We start from the raw sequence: 15,851 nt of genomic DNA on the forward strand, positions 1-15,851 counted from the left end.
GAAATTCATCGGTCGCGTCCAAGCCAACGCGGGATGCAAAGCTCTTGTTATCGCCGACTCATCTATTTTGCAGCTTTTTCGGATGTCGAGGCATCAATCGTCGTTAAACCAGAAATAGAATCGGAACTGCAGCCCGTCGAGACCGTTCGTTCCCGTGGCTGACGTTCGTCGGCATCATATTCAAATGAATTGAAAGAGATCAGATGAAACATACTTTGCTGGCTTCCGTCGCCGTTGTGGCGTTGTTCGCTGCGACCGGCACTGCAATGGCTCAAGGCGTCAATCAGGGCGGCGCCAAGGGTGCGGAGTCCCCCGCTGCCGTTTCGCCGAAAGCCGAAACCGCGGCACCGATGAATGCGCCCACAGCAAAGGACGCCCCCACCGCGGCACCGCACGGCTCGCCGGCAGCGGCAACGCCGCAGCACGCACAGGGCGCGCCTGACGCAAAGCACTCCGGCGACGTCAAGGCCGATGGCAAGGCGAAGACCACGGAAACAATGGCCCCGGCCACCACTTCGAAGCCGACTGCCGACAGCAAGACGCCCGGCGAGATGAAGGCGAATGGGATGACCAAGGCGCCCGATTCGGCCACCACGTCGAAGGACGTGAAGACCCCGACCGCCGAGAGCAAGCCTTCGGCGCCCGAGGGCAAGACGACCGGCAATGCCGCTACCACGGCGGTCGCGGCGCCTCCCGCCGAAAAGCGTACCCAGATCACTTCGGCCATCAAGCAGGAGAAGGTCGAGGAAGTCACCAACGTGAACTTCAACATCTCGATCGGCACCACCGTCCCGGCAGGCGTTCGTTATCATGCGATCCCGAGCCGCATCGTCGAAATCTATCCGGAGTGGCGCGGATACGAGTTCATTCTGGTGCACGGCAGGTACGTCATTCTTCGTCCGCACACCCACGAGATCGTCTATATCATCGAGGGCTAAGCGAAATCCGACGGATGACGCGCAAACCAAAAGGGCGGCTTATGGCCGCCCTTTTTGTCGTTCGGCCCCACGCGATCATGATGGGTTTCGCAAGGGCTCAATCCGCCCGAACGGCTGCATATCCATTCACCCCTCTCCCAAGCCGAGAATGAAGGTTTCAAGATCGGGCGCGAGTTCGTTTGTGTTCGGGAAATCGGCGAACATGTCGCCACCGTCCACCGGTTCATGCTCGTGATCCCAGTAGAAGACCTGGCCATAACTGTCCTCCTCCAGACTCAGCAGGAACAGGTCGCCGCCGGGATCGGGAGCGAAGGGGCAGCTCAGTCGGGGAATTCGATTCATGCCCCGATACACATCGTAATTGTCGATGACGCCGTAGCTGTCGGTCGGATGCGTCGTGAACAGCACGTCCAAAACGGTGCGGTCGTTGCGCCAAGGCAGCTCGACGCCGCAGCGGTCGAAGCCGCCGCCGTCCGATTGCGCCAGTAGCTCCTTGTAGGGCGCGGGCAACGGCGCACCGATGTGTTGCTCCAGCGCACGGATGGCGTTGGAGGGCGCCGGTGGCCGTCGGTCGTCCATGAGATCCAGATAGTTCATCGGCCTAACTTTGTGCCCCGTGGGTCATCAAAGCGCCCGCGCCAGTGAGCCAACCGCCTCACCACACAACCAGATTGGTGTGGCCGAATCCCTTGGCGTAGTGGAACACCGAGCCCGTATGCTTCAGACCATCGCTTCGGTATCTGCCACTGGACGTTTTCCGCCGTCCGGATCTCCCGAGCGAAGCGTCCGGCTTCCGGCAGAGAAAATGTCCTGCACCAACCCGAGCTTGCCGAGTCCCAAAATGATCAGGCCGTTGATGTCGATCTCGTACCAGGCGTGCGAAATGTAGGCGTCGCGCGGAAACCGGTGATGGTTGTTGTGCAGGCCTTCACCGAAAGTGAGGATCGTGGTCACGAACTCGTTGGTGGTGCCGTCGTCGAGATCGAAGCGGCGGTAGCCGTAGCGGCCGTCGCTGTGGCAGACCGAGTTGACCAGTGATGTCGCCATGGTCATGAGGTAACTGCGGAACAGGCCGGAGAACAGGATGCAGCCGGTCATCGTGTGCACGCCGCCAAACGCGTAGCCGATCGCGCCCGGAATAATCACTGCCGAGAGCGCGTACCAGTACCAGCGCGTCCTGGTGAAGAACATGGCGATCGGATCGGCCAGGATATCCTTGGCGTAGTATTCGGCATCCGTGGTGGCCTGGTCCCACACCCAGCCGCCTTGCGCATGCATCATCCCCTTGGCGAAGGTGACATAGGGGTTGCCGTCGCCGTCATAGTAAGGGCTGTGGACGTCGCCGGGCTTGTCGGAGTGAAGATGATGCCGGCGATGATTGCTCACCCATTTCAGGATCGAGCCCTGCACCGCCATGGTGGCGATGGCCGCGAACAGCGTCCGCATCACCGGACCGCAGCGGAAGCTGCGGTGCACGAAGTAGCGGTGCATGAAGCCGATGCCGACCGTGGAAAGCGCGAACGTGCCGGCGAAGACCGAAACCTCCACCCAGCCGATGCCTTGCCAGAAGGCCCAGACCAGCGCCGCGATCGACCCACCGATCATGATGACGAAGGAGATGTAGGAATCGCGAAACTTGGCGTCGACCACGGGACCTTCGACCAGTACGCCCGGCGGCATTTTCCGCTCCGCAGCTTCCGCCGGCACCACGCTTTCGATTACGGTCATTCCAGCCGATCCATTCACACAAAATTAACCCTGCTGCGGCGCACAGTACAACCTCGGGTTATTTCCATCAAGGATTCGAGCTGCCGTGGGAGTACGGAGCGGCGACTTGAAAACAGGCGACCAGAGGAAAAAGAAGCCGGATTTCAAGGCCTGGTGACAGCGTTAACCAGGTACAAAGCCTCCGCAATGCACTCCCAGAAGACCGATGCCAGGACAAAGCAAGCGCCCCCTCCCTCGCCTTCGCAAGCTCCGGCGTAGCGCGCGATCGATGCGAAAGACCTTCGCCCGCGCACCGCGGATGGTTCGGATCGCGGGCGGCGCGGCGATGCTGCTTGCGGTCCTCGTCCTCGTGAACATCGCCTATCAAACGGTGCGCAAGCCGACCGAGCTGTTCGTCCTAGTCGGCCATGCGCTCGACAAGGAGCCATCGGACACGTGGCGGCAATACGGGCCGCTGTTCCGCAAGCATTCCACCGCGACGATCACGCCGGAATTGCTGGCCGCGCTGGCGCAGGTCGAGACATCGGGCAATCCGCTCGCGCGCACCTACTGGCGCTGGCGATGGAGCTTCAATCCGCTCGCGATCTATCGGCCCGCATCGAGCGCCGTCGGCCTCTTCCAGATGCTGGACGCAGCCTTTGCTGACGCCGCGCGGTTCTGCGTTCGTGGCAACGCGGTCACGGAGGCCGGCTGCGGCTCGACCTTCCTCTATAGCCGCGCGATTCCGAGCCACGCCATCGAGCTGGCATCGGTGTATCTCGACCGCAATCTCGCCGATGTTCTCGCCCGCGCGGGCGATGTGAAGGCGAGTGCACGCGAGAGGCAGGATCTCGCCGCCTTCATCCATCTCTGCGGCGCAGGCCCCGCAACGGCCTTCGCACGCCGCAAGTTTCAAATGGCCGCCGACGAACGCTGCGGCGATCACCTCGTCGCGAGCTATGTCGCCAGGGTCAACGCGATGAAGCGGCAGTTTGTGCGGCTCGCCGCGGAGGACGGCGACTAGCAAAGGAGCGTAGCCCGGATGAGCGAAGCGACATCCGGGAATGCTGCGGCAACGTCCCGGATATCGCTTCGCTCATCCGGGCTACAGGAGCCAATCAATTCCGCGTCCGTCGGTGGCCTTCACCACCAGTACGGCCAGCGCCATCCCTCGTAGCGGACATATGACGATACCAAGGGCGGGCCGTAGGGATCGACCCGGTCGTCTTCCGGGCGATAACGATAGCGTGGAACGATATTGTAATCCCACGGCGTCGGCCGGAGCACGGGGACATCCACCCTCAGCCGTTGTTCATCCACCACTCGCGCCTTCCGCGCCCGGGCTTCGGCATCCGATATCCCGAGATTGCACAGCACCAGGGCGGTTCCGAGCGCACACGCGACAGTCATGATCTTCATGCGTTGGTCTCCTTCCCCCAAGAGTGCAAAAGGACGTCAAGCAAGGCAAGCGAATTTGCGATCAAGCTTTGCCGGAATGACCGATGCCGGCCGCCCCGCCGTCATTGCGAGCGGAGCGGAGCAATCCAGACTGTCGACCGCGGCCCCTACTCCCGCGCGCGCCGCACCGCCTCCGTCAGCTTCATCCTCTGCTTGTCCCACCGGCTCTGCTCCGTCTCGGCACGCTCCTCGAGCGCCGCGCGCTCAGCTTCGATCGCCTCCGCCCGCGATTCGTGCTGCCGCCTCGCGTCGTCCAGCGCCGCCTGCGCGTTCGCGACTGCCTTGTCGCGGCGCGCGCGCTCCTTGGCGCGAGCGGCCTCCTCCTTGCGGCGCTCGGCTTCCCGCCGCCGCTCTTCCTTCTCGAACGCCGCGGCGGCCTTGCGCGCCTGTTGATCGTCGACCTTGCGGGATGGTTGCTTTGCAGCCTTCGCCGGAAGCTTTCTCGGCTTGGACTTCGCTTTGGGCTTTTTTGGCTTGGCCTCGTCGTCAGCGAGATCGGTCGGCAACTCGGAATGCTCGGTGAACGGGCCGTCGAGCCGACCGGACGCCGGAGCACCACGCCCGGCTTCTCCATCGTTGCCGCGACGATGTCGGGGTCGTCGGTCTCCTTCGCGGCGCCCTGATGGAACAGATTGGACCTGGCGCCCCAGGCGTCCAGTGCCGCCTTCATCGAGGGCGCGGCGATCGCCTGGTCGTAGAAGCCGAGCGAGGTCTGGTAGGTCTTGAGTTTTCTTTTGGTTTTGCTTTTTTCGGCATGTCGCTCCGCAGCTGGCAAGCCACCAGCTTCCTGCGGCGCCATCATGCCATACTGCCCCTGTTTTGCCCGACGAGTCAAATTCGATTCGGTATCGCCGAAGTCGATACCGGGCGCGGAGGCCCAATACCAACGTTTTCGGATTTCCAACACACTGAAATCCCTCGAGATTTCTACTGTGCATGGGGTTGTTTTCGACGTTTTTGTTTTGACGGCTCGCCACCTACGCTGCGTCGACATCCTCAGGCGCCGGCCCCGCGACGAGCCCGTCGAGGCCGACCATCAGGAGATCGGCGATGTGCATGAGCTGGTAGAGCGGAATGTCCGCCTCACCCTGCTCGGCCAGCGACACGAAGACCGGCGTGGCGCCGATCAGCTCTGCGAGCTGCGTTTGCGTGTAGCCGCGCCTCTCGCGCGCGCTTCTCACGCGCGCACCGATCCCGAGCCGGTGCCGGGACTGCTCGTCCGCGGTCATCATCACGGCCTGCTCGTCCGCGCTGGCATAGCCGTCCGCGAACGCGCTGCCGATCAGCCTCCCCTTGCGCCAGGCGACCCGGCAGTCCTTCCGCAGTCCGCTGCTGAAGACCAGCGTGAACTGCTCGGCGACCCAGAGCGAGGCGTTGAGGCCGAGGCGCGCGCCGGTGCCGGAGACATCGCGGATCGTGCAGGGCGCGCTGATGACCTTGCCGGTGCCGTTGTCGAACTCGACAATGCCGGTCCGCAAAATGTGATGTTCTGACGGCGGCGCGATGCTCGCTCATGACGGGACGCTCCTTGCGCGGCGACGTCGCAGCCGCAAATTCGGACCTCGATACCGCAGAGTTTTTCCTGAACTCCTAAATTTCCAAGGGTTCGACCAGGACTGAAAGCCATGGTAAAGGATTTGCTCCCAATCCACCTTTATCCGGCGGACAGCGTGCGGCGCGCCCGTGACGGGCGACGAGGCGAATAATGACCGACGCGATGAAATGCCCGACCTGCAACTCCGAGCACGCCTATCAGGATCGCGGCCTCTGGGTCTGCCCGGAATGCGGCCATGAATGGAGCGGCACGGCAGAGGCCGTCGCGGACGCCGCGCAAGAGGCCGGCGTGCGCGATGCCAACGGCAATGCGCTCGCCGACGGCGACAGCGTCATCGTGATGAAGGATCTCAAGGTCAAGGGCTCCTCCTCCGTGGTCAAGGGTGGCACCAAGGTCCGCAACATCCGCCTGCAGGACGCCACCGACGGCCACAACATCGCCTGCAAGATCGACGGCATCGGCGCGATGAACCTGAAATCGGAGTTCGTGAGGAAGGCGTAGCCGAGGCCCCGGACTCGCGGCAAATCCGCCAGCGAGCGCGCCGAACGGCTGGGGCGGGAGCTGACCTGCCGCGGCGTCAAGTTTACCACCATCGAATGGTAAGCGCCGTCTGGAGGCTGCGATCTATCGCTGTCTCTGCGCCAGATAGAATCCGCACAGCACGGTCACCAATCCCGCCGTCTGCAATAGTGTTGGCGGCTCGCCGAGCAGGAGCCAGCCGGTGAGCACCGTCAGCGCGGGCACGCAGGCGGGGACAACGGCGGCGCGGGCGACGCCGAGGCGTTGGACCGAGACGGCGAACAGATAAAGCGCAGCCGGGCCGGCGAGCACGCCCTGTGCCAGCGCCTGGATGGCGTTCTCACTGAACCCGATCGACGCGATCCGCGCGAGTCCGCCGGTCATGAGGTAGATCGGCAGCAGCAACAGCGACAGCACGTTGATGACGAGCGCAGCCGACACGGCGGAGACCCGCCAGTGGCGCACCAGCGCGCCGAAACCCGCGAACATCAACCCGGTCAGCACGAAGGTCAGATCGCCGAGCACGCCGTCAACGCCGATATGACCGATCGATTCCGCGCTGATCACGCCGAGCCCGCCGACGATGACGACAGCGCCGGCGATGCGCGACCAGGAGACATGCTCTTTCAGGAACAAGGCCGCGAGCAGCAGGCCGCCAAGCGTCGCGCAGGAGGGCTGGATCACGCTGCCATGGCCGAGCGGCACGAACAGAAAGCCAGTGTAGGAGATCAGCGACATCACGGGGCCGCCGAGCACCATCAGCGCAAGGCCCCTGCCCCAGCCGATGCCGCAGAGATCGGAGATTCCGCCGCGTATCACCAGCGGCAGGAACGCGATGCCGGACCAGACATAGCGATGCACGAGCAGATCGACCGGCGTGAAGCCGAGCTTGAGGCCATGCCGCGTGCCGGCAAAGCCGAGCGCCCAGAACAGCGCCGCGGCGAGGCCGCAGAGCACGCCGACAAGCGCCGGCGCTTGATCGTTCTTCCGAATGGGAGCGTCAGCGCCGCTCGTCCGCTGATCCATGGGACAAAGCGGTACGCCGACAGAGGCCGTCGCTCAACCCATGTGCCTGCAAGGCTGGCACGCAAGCGAGAGACGCCAGCGCGCCTTCGCTCAGAAAAATCCCGGGCTGAGATCGAGCCCATACGTCAGGCCGAGCACGAACACGAACAGCGCGGCGGCTGCGAACAAGGCGAGATGCTTGAGAATGAACGCGCGGGGCGAGACGCTTGCAACAACGGCTTTCTGTGCAACGGGCATGACTACTCCATTATGAAAATGATTCTTGGCTGCTCAATATGCGGCGCCCGCATCAAGCGCCGCGATCTGGAAAGCAACTATTAAAGAGATCACACTCGCTTTGAACGGCCGTACACAACCGGCACGTGATCATGACTCGCTGCGCCAAAAAAAGACCGCGCTCCCGAAAGGGAACGCGGTCCGGGCAGACTCGGAGAAAGCGAGCCTGCATCACATTGGCTTGACGTTGGCTTGTGGCGTCCCCAGATCAGCGGGCGCTGCCCGTCGTGACGTCAGCCGTCTTCACCTGGCGCGGCGACAGAACGCGGGCCTGGTGGACCGAAGCGACAGTAGTGGGCGCCGAGGCCTGCTGCTCGACATGCGCGGCACCGAGCACGCGCACCTGCATCGGGGAGACCGGAAAGCCGTTGGCCTCATAAGTCGGCAGTTCGGCGGCGAAAGCCGCGGTGCTGCCCGCGATCGTCAGGATGGCGGCGGCGATTGACAGAGTCTTCTTGTTCATGGGTGATGCTCCTTCAGTGGAAGATTCGGAGCACATTTAAGCGCATTTTGCTGCATTGCGACATGCGTTGTTGCAATGCAACAACGCGCCGGGTGCATGGCAAATATGTTTAATGCGCGCAATGTCTTGGCAAAATCACCGCCCCGGCGCGAAATGACACTCTCGCGAAATGACACTCTAATGAGCGGCGGTCAGCCGCCGAGCACGTGGCCCCAGCCGTCGAAAACGTAGCCTTTCCAAATCACGGTTCCGTCTTGGCCCGGCCGGCTGGCACGCCTGAAATCGTCGGCCTGCTCAGCAGTCCAGGTGATGATCGTATCGGAGAGTTGGTCGTGCAGGATGGCGGGCTCGGTGGGATCAAAGGCGTCCATCGGACGAAGCGAGGAATGCGTCATGCGCGCCTAACGCGCTAGCCGTGACAAGGTTGCCCAACGCGCCTGCGAAACACCGCCACGCGGCCCGCGCCAAAATATTCGCCTTTATCGAATTTTGCACAACGCTGGCGAGCAAGCGCCCGTGGAACCGCAATGGAACCCGCGTTGCCGCCGCGCAACACCTGCTCGAAAAGCCCGCTTTCGCCGAATTGCGCCATTGCGCCGCGACACCCTCCCCAGAACAATCGACGCGCGGCGTGCCTTTTCGTGCAAGACTGTTTGGCCAAGACTGTCTGGTCAGACTGTTCGGAGAAGACGAGGTTCAACAGAACCGTTTGGAGGCAGGGATCATGAATGATCGGCGGTCTCTTCTGGTGGCGGTCTCCTGCCCCTCGGCGGTTCTCGCCGGCTGGCTGGCGCTCTCTCTGTCCGCCTATGCCCCGGCCCTCATCGAGAACAGCGGCGCCAATGCTTCCGCCGTCTCGCGCGCGAAGGATCTCAGCCGACTTGACCTCGCCGACATCCCGCACGCTGCGGCCATCGAGGACGGCGTCGCCCTGACCTCCGATATCGCGGCCGCTGTCGCTGCGACACCAGAATTGGTCAATGCTGAAGCGGCAGCGCCCGAGGCGCCAGCTCCGGCCATCAAGCTCGCCTCGGCCGACCCAGTGCTGATCTTGCCGACCGAAGCGCCGCTCGCGCCGCAGATGTCGCCTGACCCGACACCAGTCGCCAGCGAGGTTGCTCCGGCTCCGGCGCCGGAGCCCTTGGTAAAGCTCGCATCCGCCGATCCCACTGAGATCGTGACGACGGAGGCGCTGTCGCCCGCGACAATCGCGACCGGCCCCGCGCCCGTGGCGAGCAAGGCCTCGCCGTCTGCGGACACGACCGCGGTCCTCGACGAATGCTACGTGATGGAAGCCTGCATCGACCGCTATCTCTGGGCGCTCTACCAGCGCACGGCCAAGGAAGACTCGATCAAGGTCACAGATCGCCGGGCCGTCACCGTCAAGCGCAAGGGCAAGATGGTCACAGTGATGCGCAGCTTCACGAAGCTGGTTGACGAGGACTTTGGCTGGAAGGATCCGAAGGCGGCCGACCGCGCCGGCATGTCGATGATGGACTACGTCATCGGCGGCATGGACAAGAGTTTCAAGAAAAAGCTGTTTCGCACACTGCTCGCGGCTGAGGCTGCCGGGCTTTCGCCGGGCATCACCAGCGCGTTCCGCGACGACTATCGCCAGTCGATCGCGAGTGGCCTGAAGGCCGCCTCCGACCGTTCCTATCACGGCGGCAGCACGCGCGGCGGCTACGGGCACGGCATGGCGGCCGACATCGTCAGCACCAAGGGCGACAACCGCGCGCAGCGCTGGGTCTCGACCGAGGTGCTGTGGAAGTGGGTCGACGCCAATGGCAAGGCGCTCGGCATCGGCCGCCCCTATCTCGGCCGCGATCCCCCGCATGTCGGCCCGGTCGATGGTACGGAATACGTCTCGCGCCGAGGCACGTCGGACCGCAAGGAAGCCAACGTCAAGCCGAGAAAAGCGCGGGCCGTGGCAAGCGCAAAGCCGCCGAAGGCGAAGGCACAGGCGACGCGCGAGCAGAAGGTCCCCGCGAAGCCGCAGAAATCAGCGCAATCAGCCACGAAGCGCGCGACCTGAGTTTGACGGCTTATCGTCGCGGCGTCGGCAACGGCACAAGCCGCATCTCCGCGGTGCCTGCTTCCTGCGTGCGCACCAGCACCGCATAGATGGTTTCGACTGCGAGCCGCACCGCCGCCTCGGTCGCTGTGCCCTTGGCCAGATGCGCCGCGATCAGGCCGGTGAGAAGATCGCCGGTGCCTGAGGGGCGGATCGGAAGGCGCGGCGTCGCAAAGCGCGACAACTGACCGCCGGCGCACAGAATCGTTTCCACCTGCCCTTCCGCCGTATCAGTGAGCGTGCAACCGGTGGCGACCACGTCGATGCGCCCAGTCCCGGCCAGCGCCGCGCACGCCGCGCGCAGGCCCTGCGCATCCGCGATGTCGAGGCCTGCGAGCAGCCCGAGCTCGAACTGGTTCGGCGTGGTCAGATTGGCGGCGGGCAGCAGCCGGTGCCGGACCACGTCCAGGATGCCGTCGGCGACATAAACCCGGCCGTCATCGCCGATCACGGGGTCGCAGAGATAGACCAGCTTCGAATTGCGGGTCAGCGCCCGCTCGACGAAATCGGCAATGACAGCGGCATTGCTGGGCGAACCGAGATAGCCGGTAACGAGGACCGCAGCCTCGTCGACGAGATCGCGCTCTTCGACGCCTCTCAGCAGATCTGAAACGAGCTCTGTCTCCAGCACCCGCCCGCGCAAGGTCGGATAGCGCGGATGGTTCGACAGCAGCGTTGTCGGCACGGCCGCGACATTCACCCCTTCCGCCTGCATCGCATAGGCGGCGGCGCTGTTGCCGACATGGCCGTGGACCACCTGGCTTTGAATGGAGATGACGAGCATGAGGGAGGTCCGTAGGAGTAATTGTCTAGCGAGAGAAGGGTCGCCCGGATCACGAAAACTCATATCCAAGTCCCGGCCGCAGCGCTTGCATCTTCCGCGCCAGCCGCCGATGCCCGCTCTCCTCCGACCGCGCAAGCCGGCCGGCGACCGCGACGTGGTCCACATCGCTCTTGTGCTGATTGAGCTTGGCCTGCCCCTCGACGGTATCCACCACGAGATCGACGACGCGGATCACAGCCAGCATGCTCTCGCGCTTGCCGGGCTCCATCTGTGCGAGGTCCCAAGGTTTTTTTGGCAAGCGCGCTTCCGAGACCGCGAGTAGTGCATCGCCGTGCCTGCGGTTCTCGTCGAGCCCGCGCAGATGCGCTACGCCCGACAGGTGCACGGCCTCGTAAAGCCAGGTCGAGACGTTGTCGCGCGAAGAATACCAGTCATTGGAGATGTAGGCGTCGTCGCCGGCAACGATCAGCAGAAAGCGCCCCGCACCATCCGCGAGCGGGACGAGCGGATTCCTGGCGGTGAAATGGATTTGCACGATCGTGTGCCCGTCGCGCTGCTCCAGCACGAAGGGCACATGCGAGGCGCGTGGACCGCGCTCATCCGCCGCGACGATCGTGCCGAAGCCGCGCTGGCTTGCGAATTCCAGCGCTTGCTGCTCCTCGATGCGGAATTGGGGGCGGAGGACATGCATGGCGGGGCGCTCGTTGACTGGCTGAAGGACAAACCGAGGCTAACTCATGATCCAGTCAAGTCAGAAGGGGTATTGGCCCGCAAACGCGGATGTCAGGAATGATCCCGGAGTCGTGCCAGCTCATCGATATAGGCGCAGAACATGTCGGCCATTGCGTCGGCGTGACGCGCGATCTCCGCCTCGTTGCGCGGTGTCTCCGAGAACTGCTTGCCAACCTCGCTCAGCGTTGTCTTGATCAACTCGCCGGCAAGCGCCCGCGTCGCATCCGGCGCCCTGGGCAGGGCCTCCCGCATGAAGGCCGCGACGATGCCCTTACCGGCGGCCCGCGCGTCGTGTGCTTCGGGCGCATCGCGATAGAGCGGCGCGGCGTCGCTGAGCGCCGTGCGGATCGCAGCCTCCTCGCACTCGGAACGAATGAAGGCGTGGACGAGCGCGCGCAGCCGTACCAGTGGCGGTTTCGCCCGGTCCGCCAGGATGCCGCGCAGGAGCTCGCTCGTGCGCCGCCACTCGTCGCTCGGGAGGCGGAACAGGATCGACGCCTTGTTCGGAAAATATTGATAGAGCGACCCGACGCTCACCCCGGCCCGCTCGGCCACTCGCGCCGTCGTGAAACGCTGCGCCCCCTCCTTGGCCAAGACCTGAACAGCCGCGTCCAGAATGGCCGCCACCAGCTCGTTCGAGCGGGCCTGCTGTGGCTGTTTTCGTGAGGAAACTGAATGGCTTCGGCGATCTGCCATGGCACCCTCGGGCAACGCGAATAGCGAATGCGACGAATTAGTCGTATTTCAATTCTCACGCAAGCACTCGCAGCACGGCGACATCTGGAGACTACACATGACCACCCCGACCATCACATCACTTGCGCCACTGCTCGATCGTCTGTTCGACCAGGACGAAGCGGCGCGCGGCGCGATGCGAGCCGCCTTCGCCGATGTGACCGACGCCGACCGCGCACGGATGATGCGGAGCAAGACCGCTTACCGCGACCTCTACGGGCGGCTGAAGGACGCACCGCTCGCGGTCTCCCGCGAGACCGGTCATCTGCTTTACATGCTCGCACGCAGCTCCCGCGCCAAAGCGATCGTCGAGTTCGGCACCTCGTTCGGCATCTCGACCCTGCACCTTGCCGCGGGCTTACGCGACAATGGCGGCGGCCGCCTCATCACCAGCGAATTCGAACCGTCCAAGGTGGCCCGGGCGCGCGAGAACCTCGCGGCCGGCGGGCTGCTGGACCTCGTCGAAATCCGCGAAGGCGACGCGCTGAAGATGCTTCAAGTCGACCTGCCCGACACGATCGATCTCGTGCTGCTCGACGGCGCCAAGGCGCTCTACCCCGATATCCTGGATCTGGTCGAAGGCCATCTCCGGCCGGGCGCGATCATCGTCGCCGACAACGCCGACGACAGCCCCGACTATCTGGCGCGCATGCGCAGCCCCGGAAGCGGCTACATGTCCACGGCCTTTGCCGAGGACGTCGAACTCTCCGTGCGGATCAACTAACGCCACGTCAGATCGGCGCGACACCAATGAGCCGCCGCGCGAACCATCGCGCGGCGGTTTCGTGCTGCGCTCCGCCGTGTCGCAGGTTCGTCACTGACGCGTGATAGTTGGACCCCGCCTTCGTCGGCATCGCGCTGATCGTGTCCGGAGTGGTGGTCATCAACCTGTTCTCGGCGGCCACGGTGCATTGATGCCGGCAAGGCCTTCAGCTTCGCGACGCCGTCTCGCAGCCGGCTCACGCTATTGGCTTTGCGACGGCTTGGGAGGATGCGGCCTGGATCGCTTCGCGCCAGGCTTGGCCGCAACTCGCGGCGGCGCCGCATCGACCGATTCCAGATAGGCGGCAAGTGCCTTGGCTGTATCCGAACTGGTTGCGTAATGGTCCTTCAGGAACCAGGACAGCGTCAGGTTGAAGCGCCCTTTGGCAAGGCCGCGGGGGCTGCGATGGCACGTCGTGCAACCATCGGCGAAGAGCTTTTGCGGCGACTTGCCGGCATCGAGATTTTGCGCGGCGGCAAATGTCGCCGTCAGAACGGCCGCGGCTGCAAGAGTCATCGTTGGAAAAGTCATCAGGGGCGCGATCAGATCGCGCCCCGGTCGAAAGTACGAGATCAATGTCGTCCTGCCCGGTCTTGCGGTCAGGCCGCCAATAGCTGATCGAAGTCGGGCGGCGCGTAGGCCTTGCCGTCCTGGTCGGTGATGACGACCTTCCACCCCTCGCTCGCCCAAACCTTCGCCTTCGCCACGATGAGCAAACGGCTCTCGCGGGCAAAACTGCACTTCTCGTTGTCGCGTTCTGCGATCATCTTGTAGGCCAATGCGCATCCCCTTGCGTTGCCGTGCACCCGGTCTCGTCGTGGCAGCGGGCTTTGGCGGCAATTCGCCGGGAGCGTGGCAATTTGGTGCCATCCGCGGCAGCATTGTGCTTTGTTCCGGCTGAGCGAAGGAGATCGATCGTGCGCCGCTTCATCAATGCGATTCTGCTTGTCGCGGGCTTGTTTGGTGCGGGCCTGCTCGGCGTGCCGCCGACAGCCGCCCAGACCTACGATCCGCGCCATCCCGTCTGCATCGAGATCTACACGATCGACGGCCGCAGCATCGATTGCAGTTTTGCGACGATCGCGCAGTGCGCCGCGACCGCCTCCGGGCAGTCCGCCCAGTGCTACGCCAATCCTATGCCACGCGGAGCAGACAGCTGAGCCCGGTTCCGTCGCCGCCGCGACGAAGCCGATAGCATCAGGTCAGCGCTCCGATCAGTGGACGCGAATGATATGGGGACGGCCAAGATCGATCAGCCCCTGCACCGCCGAGAGGCGGTCGTCGAGAGCTGCGATGGTCAGCAACAAATTGTTGCGGCGTTCGTCGAGAAGGCCCATCTCGGCGCCGGAGAGTTTGGTGCTCGATCGCTCCTTTTGAATCACCTCGAGAGATTGGCGCAATCCGGCAATCAGGCCGGACAGCTGCTTGGCTTCCTTGGTCATCGACCGCTTGGCGACATTGTGGCGGCGCGTCTCCGCCTGGTTCTGTCTCATCGTCGTCATCCTCCCGTGCCCCGCTGCCCCGAGTGGAATGCTTACAGCTTTGAGTAGACATATTACGATCGATGAAATCTGCCCGCGAAGAAGCTTCTTAAATTGTATGGGCAGGGAACCCGTTCCGGCCCAAACAGAAAGCCCGGCGCGAGGGCCGGGCTTTCGTTGGCAACTTTAGTGCTTTTGGTGCCCGCCACCGGGACCGCCGGCCGGGGCACCGCCGCCGTGCGGCGCGGCGTTGATGTGAGGTGCGCCGCCGCCACCGCCGTGAGGCATCGCAGGCGCAGCCGCGCGCGGCGCAGGCATTTGGGCATGAGCGTTCATCGGCGAGCCGTGGCTCAAGTTGGGTTGGGCCACATGCGGCATCGCGGGCCGGCTCGCCGGCGCCGCTGATACACGCGGCACCTCATGCGGGCGCGCCATCGGCTGCGCACGCACAGCCGCGCGGTGTGCGGCCTGCTCGTGCATGATGCGCGCTTGTGCATCGCGCGGATTGCGGCCCTGGAGATTGGTCCGCTCATGCGCGATGCGGTCGCTTCGTCCCGCACGGCTCCGGTCCGCCGTCACCGCAGTCTCGTGCCTCGCCATCGCGGCGTCGCGCCGTGAAGTTATGGCATCGCGACCGGAGACCGCGGCCGCGCCCTTGACACTTTCCTTGACATTCGCACCGTTGCGCCCGAGTGCGACCGCCGCATCGCGCGTTGCCGCGCGGCCGATGCGAGCCGCGCGCGGATCGATCGTCATCCGCATCGCGTCGCGCTGATGCGAAGTCCAGTAGCTATTCCAGTGGGCATGCCGCCGATACCAGGGCCGCCCCTGATAATAGCTCGACCAGTACGAGGTCAGCACGAAGGGGACGATTGGCACGTCGATCTCGTCGACATAGTCGGGGAGATAGACGTAGTGATTGCGGTAGAGATATTCGAGGTATTGCGACGACACCCAGCCACGGTCATCCGAGAAGCTCACGTCGCACCAGGCGTTGCCGCGCAGGCAACCATGGATATCGACGCGGGCGCCCTCGGGGATGCGGTCGACCAGGGAAAGCCCGAACCCGGCCCGGCGCGCAGGCCGGTCGAGACGGTGACCATGCCCGGTGCGGCCAGCGCGGCGGTCGGGGCGATCAGCAATGCGGCTAACAACACGCTTCGGAATTTCATGGCGGAGTCCTCCTCTTTCGAGTCGGAACGCGCCAGCGGAACGGGCGTTCCGGGTACGAAGGTCTCATTCGTCGAAAGATCGAGACGGATGCCGCGCGCGGTTCAATATTCATTCGCCGTTCATCGACACCGCGCGCAGAGAGAGCCTACGTGTGCGCCGCCGGCCCG

20 protein-coding genes and 4 pseudogenes are annotated in these 15,851 nt (G+C 64.2%); 7 read left to right on the forward strand and 17 right to left on the reverse strand.

Annotation, left to right across the window (positions count from 1 at the left end; translation table 11 throughout):
• The first annotated feature begins 203 nt into the window (after window positions 1-203).
• Window positions 204-938: a DUF1236 domain-containing protein gene (locus tag AB3L03_RS01660; RefSeq protein ID WP_018454515.1), complete on the forward strand. Its 735-nt coding sequence runs from the start codon at window positions 204-206 to the stop codon at window positions 936-938.
• A 126-nt stretch (window positions 939-1,064) separates the two neighbouring features.
• On the opposite strand, the gene AB3L03_RS01665 is transcribed toward AB3L03_RS01660, so the two are convergent.
• Together AB3L03_RS01665 and AB3L03_RS01670 are read right to left on the reverse strand one after the other, a co-directional pair.
• Window positions 1,065-1,535 (reverse strand): SMI1/KNR4 family protein, encoded by a 471-nt coding sequence (locus tag AB3L03_RS01665; RefSeq protein ID WP_018454516.1) that lies wholly within the window; start codon window positions 1,533-1,535, stop codon window positions 1,065-1,067.
• A gap of 123 nt (window positions 1,536-1,658) precedes the next feature.
• The gene (locus AB3L03_RS01670) at window positions 1,659-2,666 is read right to left on the reverse strand and encodes an acyl-CoA desaturase (protein ID WP_018454517.1); all 1,008 of its coding nucleotides are present in this window, start codon (window positions 2,664-2,666) and stop codon (window positions 1,659-1,661) included.
• Between the two features lie 205 nt (window positions 2,667-2,871).
• Between AB3L03_RS01670 and AB3L03_RS01675 the strand changes: the two genes are divergently transcribed.
• On the forward strand, window positions 2,872-3,669 hold the full coding sequence (locus tag AB3L03_RS01675) for a transglycosylase SLT domain-containing protein (protein ID WP_026232751.1): 798 nt from the start codon (window positions 2,872-2,874) through the stop codon (window positions 3,667-3,669).
• 119 nt (window positions 3,670-3,788) lie between these two features.
• On the opposite strand, the gene AB3L03_RS01680 is transcribed toward AB3L03_RS01675, so the two are convergent.
• The 3 genes and pseudogenes from AB3L03_RS01680 to AB3L03_RS01690 form a co-directional block, all read right to left on the reverse strand.
• On the reverse strand, window positions 3,789-4,064 hold the full coding sequence (locus AB3L03_RS01680) for a hypothetical protein (protein WP_027517656.1): 276 nt from the start codon (window positions 4,062-4,064) through the stop codon (window positions 3,789-3,791).
• Between the two features lie 146 nt (window positions 4,065-4,210).
• Window positions 4,211-4,902, reverse strand: a pseudogene (locus AB3L03_RS01685) (cell envelope biogenesis protein TolA).
• Between the two features lie 178 nt (window positions 4,903-5,080).
• Window positions 5,081-5,618: pseudogene (locus AB3L03_RS01690) on the reverse strand (helix-turn-helix domain-containing protein).
• 190 nt (window positions 5,619-5,808) lie between these two features.
• On the opposite strand from AB3L03_RS01690, the gene AB3L03_RS01695 reads away from it, so the two are divergent.
• Complete coding sequence (locus AB3L03_RS01695; RefSeq protein ID WP_018454521.1) at window positions 5,809-6,159, forward strand: zinc ribbon domain-containing protein YjdM; 351 nt, start codon at window positions 5,809-5,811, stop codon at window positions 6,157-6,159.
• Between the two features lie 123 nt (window positions 6,160-6,282).
• Here AB3L03_RS01695 and AB3L03_RS01700 read toward each other — a convergent pair whose 3' ends face one another.
• The 5 genes from AB3L03_RS01700 to AB3L03_RS01720 form a co-directional block, all read right to left on the reverse strand.
• Window positions 6,283-7,203, reverse strand: a complete 921-nt coding sequence (locus AB3L03_RS01700; RefSeq protein ID WP_368508152.1) for a DMT family transporter — start codon at window positions 7,201-7,203, stop codon at window positions 6,283-6,285.
• Between the two features lie 90 nt (window positions 7,204-7,293).
• Window positions 7,294-7,440: a hypothetical protein gene (locus AB3L03_RS01705; protein WP_162847293.1), complete on the reverse strand. Its 147-nt coding sequence runs from the start codon at window positions 7,438-7,440 to the stop codon at window positions 7,294-7,296.
• Window positions 7,441-7,687: 247 nt separating this feature from the next.
• The gene (locus tag AB3L03_RS01710; RefSeq protein ID WP_085353555.1) at window positions 7,688-7,942 is read right to left on the reverse strand and encodes a hypothetical protein; all 255 of its coding nucleotides are present in this window, start codon (window positions 7,940-7,942) and stop codon (window positions 7,688-7,690) included.
• 191 nt (window positions 7,943-8,133) lie between these two features.
• Window positions 8,134-8,337: a hypothetical protein gene (locus AB3L03_RS01715; RefSeq protein ID WP_085353556.1), complete on the reverse strand. Its 204-nt coding sequence runs from the start codon at window positions 8,335-8,337 to the stop codon at window positions 8,134-8,136.
• Between the two features lie 14 nt (window positions 8,338-8,351).
• On the reverse strand, window positions 8,352-8,534 hold the full coding sequence (locus AB3L03_RS01720) for a hypothetical protein (protein WP_085362184.1): 183 nt from the start codon (window positions 8,532-8,534) through the stop codon (window positions 8,352-8,354).
• A 132-nt stretch (window positions 8,535-8,666) separates the two neighbouring features.
• Between AB3L03_RS01720 and AB3L03_RS01725 the strand changes: the two genes are divergently transcribed.
• Entirely contained in the window at window positions 8,667-9,977 is a 1,311-nt protein-coding gene (locus tag AB3L03_RS01725) for a hypothetical protein (RefSeq protein ID WP_247395236.1), read from the forward strand.
• 10 nt (window positions 9,978-9,987) lie between these two features.
• On the opposite strand, the gene pdxY is transcribed toward AB3L03_RS01725, so the two are convergent.
• The 3 genes from pdxY to AB3L03_RS01740 all read right to left on the reverse strand — a co-directional run bounded on the left by pdxY (window position 9,988) and on the right by AB3L03_RS01740 (window position 12,228).
• Window positions 9,988-10,800, reverse strand: coding sequence for a pyridoxal kinase (gene pdxY, locus AB3L03_RS01730; RefSeq protein WP_018454527.1), 813 nt, complete (start codon window positions 10,798-10,800; stop codon window positions 9,988-9,990).
• 49 nt (window positions 10,801-10,849) lie between these two features.
• Complete coding sequence (locus AB3L03_RS01735; protein ID WP_368508153.1) at window positions 10,850-11,491, reverse strand: FMN-binding negative transcriptional regulator; 642 nt, start codon at window positions 11,489-11,491, stop codon at window positions 10,850-10,852.
• 92 nt (window positions 11,492-11,583) lie between these two features.
• The gene (locus AB3L03_RS01740) at window positions 11,584-12,228 is read right to left on the reverse strand and encodes a TetR family transcriptional regulator (protein ID WP_368509118.1); all 645 of its coding nucleotides are present in this window, start codon (window positions 12,226-12,228) and stop codon (window positions 11,584-11,586) included.
• Window positions 12,229-12,325: 97 nt separating this feature from the next.
• On the opposite strand from AB3L03_RS01740, the gene AB3L03_RS01745 reads away from it, so the two are divergent.
• Both AB3L03_RS01745 and AB3L03_RS01750 read left to right on the forward strand, forming a co-directional pair.
• Window positions 12,326-12,991, forward strand: a complete 666-nt coding sequence (locus AB3L03_RS01745; protein ID WP_018454530.1) for an O-methyltransferase — start codon at window positions 12,326-12,328, stop codon at window positions 12,989-12,991.
• A gap of 107 nt (window positions 12,992-13,098) precedes the next feature.
• Window positions 13,099-13,182, forward strand: a pseudogene (locus tag AB3L03_RS01750) (QacE family quaternary ammonium compound efflux SMR transporter); the annotation flags it as partial.
• Between the two features lie 49 nt (window positions 13,183-13,231).
• Here AB3L03_RS01750 and AB3L03_RS01755 read toward each other — a convergent pair.
• Together AB3L03_RS01755 and AB3L03_RS01760 are read right to left on the reverse strand one after the other, a co-directional pair.
• Window positions 13,232-13,546: a hypothetical protein gene (locus tag AB3L03_RS01755; RefSeq protein ID WP_085353560.1), complete on the reverse strand. Its 315-nt coding sequence runs from the start codon at window positions 13,544-13,546 to the stop codon at window positions 13,232-13,234.
• Window positions 13,547-13,629: 83 nt separating this feature from the next.
• Window positions 13,630-13,836, reverse strand: a complete 207-nt coding sequence (locus AB3L03_RS01760) for a hypothetical protein (RefSeq protein WP_346283655.1) — start codon at window positions 13,834-13,836, stop codon at window positions 13,630-13,632.
• Between the two features lie 111 nt (window positions 13,837-13,947).
• Here AB3L03_RS01760 and AB3L03_RS01765 point away from each other — a divergent pair, with 111 nt between their 5' ends.
• Entirely contained in the window at window positions 13,948-14,190 is a 243-nt protein-coding gene (locus AB3L03_RS01765) for a DUF3551 domain-containing protein (RefSeq protein WP_018454534.1), read from the forward strand.
• Between the two features lie 54 nt (window positions 14,191-14,244).
• On the opposite strand, the gene AB3L03_RS01770 is transcribed toward AB3L03_RS01765, so the two are convergent.
• Both AB3L03_RS01770 and AB3L03_RS01775 read right to left on the reverse strand, forming a co-directional pair.
• Window positions 14,245-14,523 (reverse strand): hypothetical protein, encoded by a 279-nt coding sequence (locus AB3L03_RS01770; RefSeq protein WP_026232756.1) that lies wholly within the window; start codon window positions 14,521-14,523, stop codon window positions 14,245-14,247.
• Window positions 14,524-14,697: 174 nt separating this feature from the next.
• Window positions 14,698-15,683 (reverse strand): annotated as a pseudogene (locus AB3L03_RS01775) (SH3 domain-containing protein).
• Between the last annotated feature and the right edge of the window lie 168 nt (window positions 15,684-15,851).

The sequence above is a fragment of the Bradyrhizobium lupini genome, assembly GCF_040939785.1.
Classification (GTDB): domain Bacteria; phylum Pseudomonadota; class Alphaproteobacteria; order Rhizobiales; family Xanthobacteraceae; genus Bradyrhizobium; species Bradyrhizobium canariense_D.